The sequence below is a fragment of the Campylobacter parajejuni genome (genome assembly GCF_046764905.1).
GTDB lineage: Bacteria > Campylobacterota > Campylobacteria > Campylobacterales > Campylobacteraceae > Campylobacter_D.
Genome location: NZ_JBKORB010000006.1, coordinates 12,771 through 25,359, shown reverse-complemented (window position 1 = coordinate 25,359; position 12,589 = coordinate 12,771). Strand labels below are relative to the sequence as shown.

Below are 12,589 nucleotides of genomic sequence, written 5' to 3'. Positions count from 1 at the left end.
TTTAGGCTGGATTTCGTGATATTCTTTTCCCTTTCTCATCATAAGTGTCTACCCAATATCCATGCTTGATACTTACGCTTGAGCTTGTAAAGCCAAGTAGTTTATCGCCTTTATCAAATCTTAAGGAACATAGTTTTTTATTTCCATCATAAACCTCCACCCAATTTCCTTTTTCTACTGCTAAAGTAATAGCCATTTTTTCTCCTTTAATTTAAAATGTGAAAAAAATGCTATCAAAAAAAAAAAAAATCAAGTCCTTATGAAGAGCCTTAAAATACAAAATAATTGGCTTAAAATTTTAAAAGAACTTACTCCGCACTTATAATACAGCTAATGAGAGATTAAGATTGCTTCAGGGTTAAACCTTCGCAATAACGGTTGAATAAATTTACAATGAAAAATAAAAATTTAAACAAAAAATATATATTTATTTAATTTTTATAGTATAATTTAAACACAAAAGTTAAAATTCTAAGGAAAAGACAATGTCGGTTTTTATGATAGGCTCCACGCTTCTAGCAGTTATCATCACTGCTTATTACATACTCAAAAAATACAATCCCATTTTTACCTTTTTGCTCTCAGGTATGCTTATACTCATCTTTGCCTTTTATTTTACAGGCACACCCATACCTAAGGCTCCTGCAAGAGAAAGCGTGAGTTTTTTAGATGTCTTATTAGATAGCTTTAGCTTCATCACAGCAACTTTTAAATCCCAACTCGCTGGCGTTGGGCTTATCATTATGAGTGTGGCAGGTTTTGCAGCCTATATGAAGCATATCAACGCCTCGGCTAAATTAGCCTATCTGGCTAACAAACCCTTAGGCAAAATCAAAAACAAATATCTCATACTAAGCGGAACCTTCATCGTGGGTATGGCTCTTAAAATCGTTATTTCAAGCTATACAGGGCTTTTACTTTTGCTTTTAGCTTGTATTTATCCTGTGCTAATCGCCCTTAAAATCCGCCCCATAACAGCCGTTTGTGTGCTTTCTCTCATCGCTCTTGATTATGGTCCAAAGGATGGAAATTCCATCAATATGGCAGATATGGTAGGAGAAAAGGATAATGTTGTAGGCTTGTTTTTACATTATCAAATTTGGGTTGTTTTAGCCTATGTTGCCATCATTGCCATTTTGATACCTTTTTATTTCGCTTGGGTGGATAAAAGAGACAGAGCCAAAGGTGTGCTGTGTGATGAAGTCGATACTCCCGAAATCATCGACCCAAAATGCCCTACTCTTTATATCTTTTTTCCTTGGCTTCCTGTGGTGTTCTTATTTTCAGCGTATTTTTTAGGTGTCAAGCTTGATGTCATCACAGCGAATTTTGTAAGCATAGCCTTAGTATTCATCGTGGAATTTGCAAGGCATAAAGACGCTAAAAAGCTAGGCGAAGATATGGTTGTCATTTTAAAAGCTATGGCAGATATTTTTGTCAGCGTTGTAAGCATTATCATCGCTGCAGGTGTTTTTGCTGAAGGCATTAAGGCTCTTGGGGGAGTAGGAATTCTAGCTAGTGCCGTATCCGCTTTGGGAGCAGAAGGGGAATTTGCTGCTGTGGCGGTTTTTGTAAGCATTTTTGTTTTAAGCTTTTTGGTTTATGGTTTTACGGTGATTATGGGAAGTGGTATCGCAGCCTTTAATGCCTTTGGGAAATTAGCCCCTGATATTGCCACAAAGCTAGGCGTTGCTCCTATCACTCTTGTGTTGCCTATTGAAATCGCTTCGTGCTTGGGTCGTGCTGCCTCGCCTATTGCAGGGGGCATACTTGCCCTAGCGGGTTTTGCTAAAGTAGCTCCTATGGAAATCATCAAACGCACCACCCCGCTCCTACTCATCGCTATGCTTGTGAATATAGCTGTTTCTTTCTATTTGGCACAAAATAATCCTTTGCCTAGTGAGCAAAATTCCACAAAAATAGAACTAAAGGGATAGAGTTCTATCCCTTGTTTTTGACAAACAAAAGATTTAAATTCCTCCTAGCCTTATGAAGAAAAATTTCCCAAATTTTTTTGTATTCTTTTTGCCAAGTGGGCTTTAAGACTAGCTTATCACAGCTACTTCCATAACTCCCGCCGCTAAATCTATAAGCTACGATTTTACTTATCAAAACCAAGCTAGGAATTTGTAAAATATCACAAATATGCACATTGCCCGTATCCACAGAGATGAGAAAATCTAATTTTTTAGAAATACTTAGCAAAGAAGCTATGCTTGTGTTATTCACAAAAACTTTCAAATTAGCATTTTCTTCGATTTTGTATTGGATGGGATTTTTTTCAAAATTAAGAAGCAAAAATAAAAAATTAGGATATTGCAAAGCCAATCTTCTTCCAAGATTTATCCAATCTTTGATGAAAAAATTATATCCCCCGCCTTCGCTACAATTTGAAAAGGCATTAATCCCTATGATTTTTTCATATTTAGTGTCAATTTTACTAAAAAACTCATCGCTTAACTTAGTATCATAAGGCAGTAAATTTTTCACCCGGGAAAAATCAATTTTTTTTAAATTCTTATCAAAATGTTTAGTATCTATGGCTCTTACTAGTCTTAAAACAATCTCACTCATATGTTTTTTAGCTCTAAAAAATGGGAAAGGTGTGCTTAGTTTTTTAGAACTTATGCTGATAAAATGGGCATGGACTATACATTTTGGAAGATTTAAGCGTTTTAATTTTTTAAAATACTCACCCTGTCTTTGGGTGCTGATAAAAATTTGGGGATTTTCACTTTGAATTTTTTCAAAAAAATCATTTTGATAAATTATGATTTTATCGATAAAGGCGATTTTTTCTAAGAAAGCAGGCTCTATACCCCCCCCCCCCCTAGTTAAAAAGCTTAATTTATACTCTGGATAAAGCTCTTTGATGGCATACAAAGCCTTAAAACACACAAAGGCATCTCCAAAACCATCTGCATGAAAAACAATATTTTCCATCTTTGTCCTTTTTTAATTAATTCTTAAAAAATATTATTATGATTGTCTAAAATTGCCAGATATAATTCTAAAATATTTTTATTTTTGCGATAAACTAAAAGCAAATCGGGTTTTACATGGCATTCTCTAAAACCTATGTAATTCCCTTTTAATGCGTGGTCTTTGTATTTTGCTTCTAAAATTTCATCGTTAGATAATTTTTCAACCACTTCATCAATCAATATTCTATCTTTTGTATTTGCTTTTTTATATTTTTGCTTATATTTTTTAGATAGTATAATTTTATAAGGCACTCATAGCCTTTTTATATTCTTCAAAATTGGCATAAGTTTCTACATTCCCATTTTTATAATCTTCAATCGCTTCATCTAGTTCAATTCTTCTTTGTCCTTGTTTTTTTGCTTTTTTGGTATCAAAAGAGTTTTTTAGTTTTTCATTTAAAAATTTAAAAAGTTCATTGTTTTCTTTTAGTTGTGAATTGAGTTTTTCTGCTCTTTTTTCCACTAAAGAAAGTGCATAAATTAATTGTTTAGGTGTAGCATTTTCGTATTTAGAATAATCAAACATTTTTTACTCCTTTTTTATGATTATAACTTTTTATTTTAAAATTCTAAAAGCATTTTTTATCAAGCTTATTTAAATTTCACTCTTCCTTGCGAATTAAGGCTCTTTTAAATTTTGATTTACCTTCCATATGAGCTTCATATTGCTTTGTTGAAGCGATTTCATAGCCGCATTCTAAAATTCCATTTAAAATTTGCCTTGTAGATACGGCAAAAGGCTTATCATAATCATTAGGAATATAGTTATTATCGACTAAAAGTGTGCCGCTATCATCGTATTGTTTATACGCATTAGGGATTTCATCTAGGGGCATGAATTTAAGTCTTTTAATAGCGGGGCGGTCTTTTATAGGAAAATTAGTGAAAAAATGCCCAGCAGCCCTTATAGGAATGCGTTTAGGATTTAAATACCAATCCACACTATTATAACCCGCCCAAACCTTTTTTTGCATAAAATAAGGGATAAAAGCTGTGCTTATGGGAATGGTAACATTAGAAATGATGATAAATTTTTTCTTGCTTTTCATAAGTAATTGCCAATATTCTATTGCTTTTGAAAAGGGAGGATTGGTGCAAACTATATCAGCTTCTTCGTTTAAAATTTTCACAGAAAGTTCTGAATCAAAGCTTCCTGTATAGCCTTTTGGCATATTTGTCATTTCGGTGGCTCCTTCTTTGGTAAAGACATAGCCCCTTGTTCCCGTTCTGGCATTAAACAAATCCACAGGTCCCGCGTAATGGGTGCAAATAAGTTTTTTAATCTTAAGTCTAAAAAAATGCTTTAAAAAATACAAAGCAAAAGCCGAAGTATCCGTATAATCCCTTTCTTGCCCTACCGCATCATCACAGTTACAAAAGATGACTTTGTTTTGCCAAATTTTAGGAGCATACATAGAAAGTTCAGCTTCTACATCTTCTATACGAGTGTAAAATTCATCATCTTTTATCCTTTTGGCTCTATTTAAAATTTCAATTCTTTGTTTAACGCCCCTTTCTTCCATAGTAGGCTGGGTTTTAAGCCTTGAAATTCTAGGCTCCTTAGGCTCTTTTAGCACAACTTTTTTTAGAAAATAAACACTCGTTTTTATAAAATCGACATACATATCAAAACAGCTTGGATTATAAAGATAAATTTCTCTTTTTTGAAGCTCTCTTAAATAAGAAAATTTCTTTTTCAAATCCTGCTCTAAGGCTTTCATATCACTTACCTGGGCAGCAAAAAGATAAGCATAAGAATTCTCAGCCGAAATTCCCGTGGTCGCATTGTATTCTTTTAAGCGGCGTTTTAAATCATTGGTGATGCCGATTTTACACCAGCTTTTTTCTTTTTTGGATTGAACTATGTAGATAAATTGCATATTTTCTTCCTTTTCACTCTAAAACCACACCCTCGTTAATGCAAATTTCGCCTATGATAAAGGCATCTGAATTTTCTAAAACCTTACTTACCTTAGATGGATTTACAGCCATTACTAAGCCTACTCCCATATTAAAACTTCTATACATTTGGCTTTCTTCAACCCTTTGTCCTATGAGATAAAAAATTTCAGGGGTTTTAAGATGATGTTTTCTTATCACCGCTCCTAGCCCACGCGGTAAAACACGCGGTAAATTTTCTACCAAACCCCCGCCTGTAATATGTGCTAAAGCATTAATATAAGGCTTTAAAGCAAGAAAATCACGCACATAAATTCTTGTAGGCTCTAATAAAATATCGATTAAATTTTTACCCTCTATCCTATCATCTAATTTTAATTTTAAGCTTTCAAAAAGCACTTTTCTGGCTAAAGAATAGCCATTTGAATGAAGCCCTGAGCTAGGAAGTGCTAATAAAATATCGCCATTTTTAACAAATTTACTTCTATCAAGCTCATGCTCTTCAGCCATGCCCACAGCAAAACCCGCTAAGTCAAAATCATCTTTGGCATACATTCCGGGCATTTCAGCCGTTTCTCCGCCAATTAACGCACAATTTGCCATCTTACATCCCTTGACAATGCCTGCTACAACAGCCTTTGCCACTTCTACTTCAAGCTTAGCCGTAGCATAATAATCCAAAAAAAATAAAGGTGTAGCAAAATTACAAATCAAATCATTCACACACATAGCCACTAAATCCTGTCCTATGCTGTCATATTTTTTCGCATCGATTGCCAAGCGAAGCTTCGTTCCTACTCCATCTGTGGCACCTAAAATCACAGGCTTTTTAAAACCACTTGGCATTCTAAAAGCACCCGCAAAAGAACCAATCCCCCCTATAACGCTATCATTAAAAGTTTCTTTAACCAAAGGTTTTATAGCCTCTACAAAGGCATTTCCATTATCTATGCTTACACCCGCATCCTCGTATGAAATTTTCATTTATTTTCCTTTAAGAACTAAAAAGGTATTTTAACGAAAAAAGTTTTAATAAGGCATAAGATGAAAAATGCTTTTTTTGTAACCGCCTGTATTGCTTGTGGCAAAAGCACCTTTATAAAAATAGCCAATTCTTTGGGTTTTAAAAGTGTGAGTGCGGATAAAATCGCTCATGAAATTTTAGATGAAAATGCTTTAGAACTTGTGCAAATTTTCTCTCAATTTGGCTTAAAAAATTTACTTACAAAAGAAAATAAAATCGATAGAAAAGTTCTTGGAGAGCTTATTTTTAACAACAAAGAGGCTAAAAAAATCTTAGAAAATTTTACCCATCCTAAAATTCGAGCTAAAATTTTAGAACAAATGCAAATTTTAGATAAAGAAAATAAAGCTTTTTTTGTGGAAATTCCTCTTTTTTTTGAAAGCGGTGCTTATGAAAATTTAGGCAAAGTCATAGTAATTTATACACCTAAAGAATTAAGCATTCAAAGAATAATGCAAAGAGATAAACTAAACTTTAAGGAAGCTTTAATGAGATTAGAAGCTCAAATGGATATAGAAAAAAAAGTGAAAAAAGCGGATTTTGTCATTAAAAATACGCTCTCTTATGAGAGTTTTAGGCAAGAGTGTGTTAAACTCATACAAAATATATCTAAGGCAAAAATGTGAAATTTTATAAATATTGTGCAAGTGGGAATGATTTTATCCTAACAAATGCTAAGGAAAAACAAGATAGAAGCACCTTAGCTAAAGAACTTTGCAACCGTTATGAAGGTATAGGAGCGGATGGCTTTATCGTGATATTACCCCACGAAAAATACGACTTTGAATGGGAATTTTACAATAACGATGGCTCAAGAGCTGCAATGTGCGGTAATGGTGCTAGGGCTGCTGTGCATTTTGCTCATCATATTAATAAACTTCCTTCTAAACTTAGCTTTTTAAGCGGTGCAGGGGTAATAAAAGCAAGCGTTAATCAAAACCTAGTTCAAGTATCCTTAGGAAAAGTCAAAAGTGTGCAAAAGGCTTTTGAAGAATTAGGAAAAACTTGGCAACTTTGCGATACGGGGGTGCCTCATTTGGTGCATTTTTGTGAAAATTTAGATGAATTTGATACAATGCTTTGCCAAAAAATGAGACAAAAATACAATGCAAATGTCAATTTTGTAAAGATTATAAATGAAAATCATTTAAAAGTTCGCACTTATGAACGCGGGGTTGAAGATGAAACTTTAGCTTGTGGCACGGGTATGGGGGCTTGTTTTTATCTAGCATTTTTAAATAAAAAAGCACAAAAGGAGCTTACAATCACACCCAAAAGTGGCGAAGAGCTTGGTTTTAAATTTGAAAATGAAGAAATATTTTTTCAAGGAAAGGTAAAGTATTGTTTTGAAGCGAATTATAATTTTTCTTAGTCTTTTTTTAAGTCCATTTTTTGCTGATGATAATCTAAAAGACGGCTTTGGCAAGGACTATTATGAGCTTGATATAGAACAAAAAAGGCAAGTTTTTTTTACAAAAATGAATGAAATGTTTAATCAAAGCTTTAAAAAAATTGAACAAGAAAGGGCTTTTATCGAAGCCTTTTTCAAAGATAGCTACAAAACAGGCTTTAGAACTTCAAATCAAGCTAATCTTGAAAAACTTATCGCACTCAAAAACAAGTATCGCATTGAAAATCTTTATGATTTTGCTGAATACAAAAAACGCATTCAAAGTATTCCAAAATCTATGGGTATAGCCCAAGCTCTGGTTGAAAGTGCCACAGGAACAAGTCGTTTTGCAAGAGAGGCGAATAATCTTTTTGGGGAATGGACTTGGGGCGAAAAGGGCTTAATCCCTGATTTGAGACATCCAAATAAAAAGCATAAGATTAAAATTTTTGATAGTTTGCAAGATAGTGTTGATTCTTATGTCTTAAATCTCAACCGCCATTTTGCTTATGAAAATTTTCGTAACGAAAGAGCTAAATTGAAAAGCGAAGGTAAGCAAATAACGGGGCTAGAAGCCGCTAAGAGTTTGCACGCTTATTCGGAGCTTAAAGGAGATTACACCGAGCTTATCGCTAAAATCATCACCCAATACGCACTTGAAAAATACGATTTTAAAAACTAAGAGCAAAATTTCCAAAGGGCAGAATTTCAAACTTCACCCCTTCTTCAAAAAAACTATACTCACTTGAAAGAGTGATAAAAATCACATGAAAAATACCTAGCTCCAAAGCTTTAGGAAGAATTTTTTTAGCACGCAATTTTATCAAGTCAATATCCAAAGTAGGGCTTGAAATATAAGCAATCTTAGAACTCTGGCTATAAAAATGAAAATATTTGTTATAGAAAAAAACTTGTTTAAATTTAAAAAGCTCACTTAAAATCAAATTTTCAAACAAATGGGGAAAATCTTTAGCCACACAAAGATTATTTCTCAAGCCAAAATCCCTAAAATAAATCTTTTGCACCCTTTTTTCATCGTGGGATAAAATATGTATAATATAAGTATTTTCTAGTTTTTTTATGGAGTGATAAACGCTGTCTTTGGAAGTTTTTAATCTTTTTTTAAGTTCTAAAAAGATTTTAGAAATGCTTATTTGTTGTCCTAAATTTAGGGCTAAATACCTTAGAATTTCTAATTCTAAGGGGGTGAAATTCTCTCTTAAAAGTGCGTTTTTCTCTCCAAATTGACTACGCCCACTTTGCAAAAAAAGTCCAAGCAAATGATTTATAGGCAAATTTTTTCTACTTATACTGATAAATTCTTCAAAATCAAAATAATCAAGCTCAAGCTCTTTAAAACCTTCTAGGACTAAAGCTCTTTTATCTGTGCTTAAAATGACGGGGATTTTAATTTTTTCTAAATTGGGGATAAAATCGAGATTATAAAGACAGAGAATTTTAATTTGTCCCTTTTCATTCAAAAAATCAGGAAGTCTTTCTAAACTTTGTTTTTCAAAGCGTGTATCATACAAATCTAAAAACAAAATTTCATCCGCTTTAAACTGAGATAAAAAATTAAAAATAAGTGTTTTTTTACCACAAAATCTTGGACCTTTTAAAATGATATTTGGCTTTGAAATTTGAATTTTTCTTTCATAACCCGCTTCAAATTTGGGATGATTTTCGTAAAAAAAATTAAGAATTTTCATTTCTATCCTTTAAAGATATTATAACTAATCTTTTTTACTTAAAATTTTAATGCTCTGAAATAAAAATTTTCCACATAAACTAGGATGATGGAGTTTTGTTTTAAGATTAAGAAAAATATTTGTGCCTGATTTTTGATGTAATTTTTGGACAAAATGAAAATAAATCCACTTGAAACTTGACAAATTGCTACTATCTAAAGTATGAATATGAAAGGCTTTATGACTTTGAAGATGTTTTAAATAGGCAATGCCGGGTGCTTGAAAAGTATATATCTTTTCTACTCTTGTGGGATGATTATCTGCAAAAAGCTGGATTAAATATCCGCCCAAAGAATGTCCTACCATACTAAGCTTTTCTATGCCAAAGCGTTGCTTAATCTCTCGGTAAAAACAAAGCAGGGAAAAATATTGTGCTTTTGGAATTTGCTTATTTAAAATCAAAAAATCACTCCATAAATCTTTAAAATCAAAATACCAAATTCTAAAATCACTTCCAGCTACTGCTAAAATATATTCTTTACTTTTTTTATCTAAAAACAAACTTGCTTTAAAGCCTGTTTTAGAAGCAATCTCGCTCTTATGTGCTACCAAAGCATATCTTTTGACAAAATAAAATGCGGTAAAAGGCTGGAATTTGCCTATTTTTATACATTCTTTTGAAAAAATATTAGCACTCAAAGCCCTAAAAAGTCTTTTATTTGAAATAAAATCAAATTCCCCAACTTTCAAATTAACATAAGCAGCATTTGAAAGCAAGGCATAATCACATAGTTTTTGTAAGTATTTTAAATTTTCAAGCAACTTTTGTTTAAGTTCAAAATAAAATGATGTTTGGATGTTCTTTTGAGAAAGTTCTATAAAATCGGCAAGTTCATAAAGGGGCAAAAAGCCCCTTAAATTACATTTTGCAAGCACCTTGTAAAGTAGCTCCTATCATCCAAAGGTTTTTCTCATATTTTGCGATATTTTCTTGAGCAAAAGCCGCTGTTGTGGTATCGCTTTCCTTTTCAGCTACTTCATTTAGCTTTTTAAATTCCATCAAAAGATATTCATAATCTTTTTTGATAAATTCTATTACCTCAAGCGGTGTGAAGCAGTCTTTATCTACCTTTGGACTCTTTGCATTTTCCATCAAGGTTTTTTGACAGATAATCGCCTTTTCGCCAAGTTGCAAAGCCCTTTCAGCACAATTATCAAAAAGTTCTGCCATTTCTTCATAAGCTTTTTCTGTGTATTCGTGTATAGAAAAGAACTGCAAACCCTTTACATTCCAGTGATAATTGTGGAATTTAACCCATAAATGATGAGCGTCTGCTTGTATTTGTAGTAATTGTTTTGTAACTGACATAATTGACTCCTTTTTTAATTTTTAAAATTATAGCATAAAATTCTTAAATAAGAATAATTATTAACTAAAAATTTATATCATAATTTTAATTTAAAATCATTATACCCTTTTTTAATAAATTTCTATTAAGGATTGAGTATGTTTTTTAAGATTAATTTTCCTACTTCCACACCGGGTTGATCATAGGTATTAATCCCTAGCATAACACCGCAAGTTGAAGTAAAAAGTTCATAATAATACATCAAATATCCCGTATGCCAAGCATCAAGTCTTTCAAGCTCTATCACATCAACGCTTAAATTTTCAGCGATTAAAGCGTACATAGTTGCATCACACTGTGCGTTTAAAAGTTCGTGGAGATTGACTTTATTACTTAAAGAATCTAAAAATTTAAAATGAATATCAGGGATAATAGGTGCTTTTTGACTATCTTTTATTTTTAAAAAAGTTATTGTTTTGTTTTTAGGTCCTTCCATAATAAGCTGTAAAAAACTATGCTGGTCCCTTGCACCTATAAGGGCAATTGGCGTTAAACCTATGCGTTTATAGCCCTGTTTTTTACCCAAACTTTCAGCAATAAGTTGTATATACCATTCATTAAAACCTTTAAAAGCATCACTATAAGAAAAAAGCACGTTGATATTCGCATTTTTATGTGTGCAGTAGTGATAAGCTTTTTGTAGAATTTCATCTTTTTTGTGAATAAAAAAGTCTTCAAAGCAAGCTTTGGCTCCTTCTAAAAGAGCTTTAGCATTATAGCCACAAAAACAAAGTGGCACTATACCCACGGCTGAAAGTATGCTAAAACGACCCCCTACATTTGCAGGGATAAAAAAGCATTTAATGCCTAAATTTTTACCTTCTTGATGAAGTTTTGAATCCTTATCAGTAATGAAAACAAAGTATTTTTTTAGCTCTTGCATATCAAGTTTAAAATGCTCAATAAGAAGTTTAAAAAGCGATACTACTTCTATGGTACTACCTGTTTTACTCACAATCAAAAACAAGCTTTCTTCAAGCTTGATTTTTTCTAAAGTCTTGTTAAAAGAATGTGAGCTTGTGTTATCAAGTATAAAAAGTTCTCTTTGATTATTTTTTTCATCAAAAAGCATATCACGTAAGGCTTTTACACCGCAACTTGAACCACCCATTCCTACTAAAACGATATTTTTTACACACTCTTTATCTTGAATAAATTTCAAACTTTCATCAATCAAAGCCAAACTTGTATCGATAAGATGATAATACCCTACATCTCCGCTTTTTACTTCATCATTAATACGATTTGCGTAAGAACTTATGGTATGAAACTCACTTTTTTTAAAAAAAAGAGTGTTATTTAACATTTACTTTTCTCATAAAAATAATTTGTCGCTTCCACAAAACCCTCCACACTTCCGCAATCAAAGCGTTTTCCTTGAAATTTATAAGCTAAAACCATACCATTGGTTGCTTGAGTTAAAAGTGCGTCTGTGAGTTGAATTTCTCCATTTTTTCCTGCTTGAGTGTTCTCTAAAATTCCAAAAATATCAGGAGTTAAAATATACCTTCCTATGATAGCTAGGTTGCTTGGAGCTTCTTCGGGGCTTGGTTTTTCTATCATAGAGCTTACCATAATGAGCCTATCTTCTACAAAATTCCCACAAATCACCCCATAGTTTGAAACTTGCTCTTTAGGCACTTCCATTACAGCTACAATAGTGCAGCGATATTTTTCATAAATTTTTACCATTTGTGCCATCACATTTAAGCCTTCTTCATTGACACACAAATCATCAGCCAAAATTACCCCAAAAGCCTCATCACCCACCAAAGACTTACCTTTTAAAACCGCATCGCCTAAGCCTTTCATCTCATTTTGTCTTGTGAAAGTAAAGGTGCAACGGTGGATTAAAGAACGGATTTCGCTAAGCAAATATTCCTTTTTTGTGCCTGAAATTTGATGCTCAAGCTCATAAGAAATATCAAAATAATCCTCCAAAGCTCTCTTCCCACGCCCTGTTACAAAACCCATATTTTCCATACCTGCTTCTAAAGCTTCATCAACGCCATAGTGGATTAAAGGTTTGGTTAAAATAGGTAGCATTTCCTTAGGCAAGGTTTTTGTAGCAGGTAAAAATCGCGTCCCATAACCTGCTGCAGGGAAAATACAAGTTTGAAGCATAAAATTTCCTTAAACAATAATTTGAGAAATTATACTTCAACTTGACAAACCATTATTCAAAAATAGTTTTA

At 32.7% G+C, this 12,589-nt stretch carries 15 protein-coding genes; 4 read left to right on the top strand and 11 right to left on the bottom strand.

Annotation, left to right across the window (positions count from 1 at the left end; translation table 11 throughout):
* Window position 1: 1 nt before the first annotated feature.
* A complete protein-coding gene (locus tag ACLL8X_RS06665) occupies window positions 2-196 on the bottom strand; it encodes a hypothetical protein (RefSeq protein ID WP_411990148.1) in 195 nt (64 codons plus the stop codon).
* 289 nt (window positions 197-485) lie between these two features.
* Between ACLL8X_RS06665 and dcuC the strand changes: the two genes are divergently transcribed.
* Entirely contained in the window at window positions 486-1,937 is a 1,452-nt protein-coding gene (gene dcuC / locus ACLL8X_RS06660) for a C4-dicarboxylate transporter DcuC (protein ID WP_411990147.1), read from the top strand.
* Window positions 1,938-1,941: 4 nt separating this feature from the next.
* Here dcuC and ACLL8X_RS06655 read toward each other — a convergent pair whose 3' ends face one another.
* The 5 genes from ACLL8X_RS06655 to purM all read right to left on the bottom strand — a co-directional run bounded on the left by ACLL8X_RS06655 (window position 1,942) and on the right by purM (window position 5,867).
* The gene (locus tag ACLL8X_RS06655; protein ID WP_411990146.1) at window positions 1,942-2,943 is read right to left on the bottom strand and encodes a glycosyltransferase family 9 protein; all 1,002 of its coding nucleotides are present in this window, start codon (window positions 2,941-2,943) and stop codon (window positions 1,942-1,944) included.
* 23 nt (window positions 2,944-2,966) lie between these two features.
* Window positions 2,967-3,236, bottom strand: coding sequence for a type II toxin-antitoxin system YafQ family toxin (locus tag ACLL8X_RS06650; protein WP_411990145.1), 270 nt, complete (start codon window positions 3,234-3,236; stop codon window positions 2,967-2,969).
* The gene (locus ACLL8X_RS06645) at window positions 3,226-3,510 is read right to left on the bottom strand and encodes a hypothetical protein (protein ID WP_411990144.1); all 285 of its coding nucleotides are present in this window, start codon (window positions 3,508-3,510) and stop codon (window positions 3,226-3,228) included. The genes ACLL8X_RS06650 and ACLL8X_RS06645 overlap by 11 nt, the downstream gene beginning before the upstream one ends.
* 76 nt (window positions 3,511-3,586) lie before the next feature.
* Window positions 3,587-4,864: an adenine-specific methyltransferase EcoRI family protein gene (locus ACLL8X_RS06640; RefSeq protein ID WP_411990143.1), complete on the bottom strand. Its 1,278-nt coding sequence runs from the start codon at window positions 4,862-4,864 to the stop codon at window positions 3,587-3,589.
* A gap of 13 nt (window positions 4,865-4,877) precedes the next feature.
* The gene (purM, locus tag ACLL8X_RS06635) at window positions 4,878-5,867 is read right to left on the bottom strand and encodes a phosphoribosylformylglycinamidine cyclo-ligase (RefSeq protein ID WP_411990142.1); all 990 of its coding nucleotides are present in this window, start codon (window positions 5,865-5,867) and stop codon (window positions 4,878-4,880) included.
* A 60-nt stretch (window positions 5,868-5,927) separates the two neighbouring features.
* Between purM and coaE the strand changes: the two genes are divergently transcribed.
* The 3 genes from coaE to ACLL8X_RS06620 are packed head-to-tail and all read left to right on the top strand — an operon-like array spanning window position 5,928 to window position 7,979.
* On the top strand, window positions 5,928-6,533 hold the full coding sequence (gene coaE / locus ACLL8X_RS06630; RefSeq protein ID WP_411990141.1) for a dephospho-CoA kinase: 606 nt from the start codon (window positions 5,928-5,930) through the stop codon (window positions 6,531-6,533).
* Window positions 6,530-7,279 carry a diaminopimelate epimerase gene (gene dapF / locus ACLL8X_RS06625; protein WP_411990140.1) on the top strand — a complete coding sequence of 250 codons (750 nt, stop codon included), beginning with the start codon at window positions 6,530-6,532 and terminating at the stop codon, window positions 7,277-7,279. Before coaE ends, dapF begins: the two co-directional genes overlap by 4 nt.
* Window positions 7,254-7,979 (top strand): glucosaminidase domain-containing protein, encoded by a 726-nt coding sequence (locus tag ACLL8X_RS06620; protein WP_411990139.1) that lies wholly within the window; start codon window positions 7,254-7,256, stop codon window positions 7,977-7,979. Before dapF ends, ACLL8X_RS06620 begins: the two co-directional genes overlap by 26 nt.
* On the opposite strand, the gene ACLL8X_RS06615 is transcribed toward ACLL8X_RS06620, so the two are convergent.
* The 5 genes from ACLL8X_RS06615 to galU all read right to left on the bottom strand — a co-directional run bounded on the left by ACLL8X_RS06615 (window position 7,969) and on the right by galU (window position 12,518).
* Window positions 7,969-9,006: an ATP-binding protein gene (locus ACLL8X_RS06615; protein ID WP_411990138.1), complete on the bottom strand. Its 1,038-nt coding sequence runs from the start codon at window positions 9,004-9,006 to the stop codon at window positions 7,969-7,971. The genes ACLL8X_RS06620 and ACLL8X_RS06615 overlap by 11 nt on opposite strands.
* Window positions 9,007-9,030: 24 nt before the next feature.
* Window positions 9,031-9,921, bottom strand: coding sequence for an alpha/beta hydrolase (locus ACLL8X_RS06610; protein WP_411990137.1), 891 nt, complete (start codon window positions 9,919-9,921; stop codon window positions 9,031-9,033).
* A complete protein-coding gene (locus ACLL8X_RS06605) occupies window positions 9,905-10,354 on the bottom strand; it encodes a Dps family protein (protein WP_411990136.1) in 450 nt (149 codons plus the stop codon). Before ACLL8X_RS06605 ends, ACLL8X_RS06610 begins: the two co-directional genes overlap by 17 nt.
* A gap of 125 nt (window positions 10,355-10,479) precedes the next feature.
* Window positions 10,480-11,700, bottom strand: a complete 1,221-nt coding sequence (locus tag ACLL8X_RS06600) for a glucose-6-phosphate isomerase (RefSeq protein WP_411990135.1) — start codon at window positions 11,698-11,700, stop codon at window positions 10,480-10,482.
* Entirely contained in the window at window positions 11,694-12,518 is an 825-nt protein-coding gene (gene galU / locus ACLL8X_RS06595; RefSeq protein WP_411990134.1) for a UTP--glucose-1-phosphate uridylyltransferase GalU, read from the bottom strand. The genes ACLL8X_RS06600 and galU overlap by 7 nt, the downstream gene beginning before the upstream one ends.
* Between the last annotated feature and the right edge of the window lie 71 nt (window positions 12,519-12,589).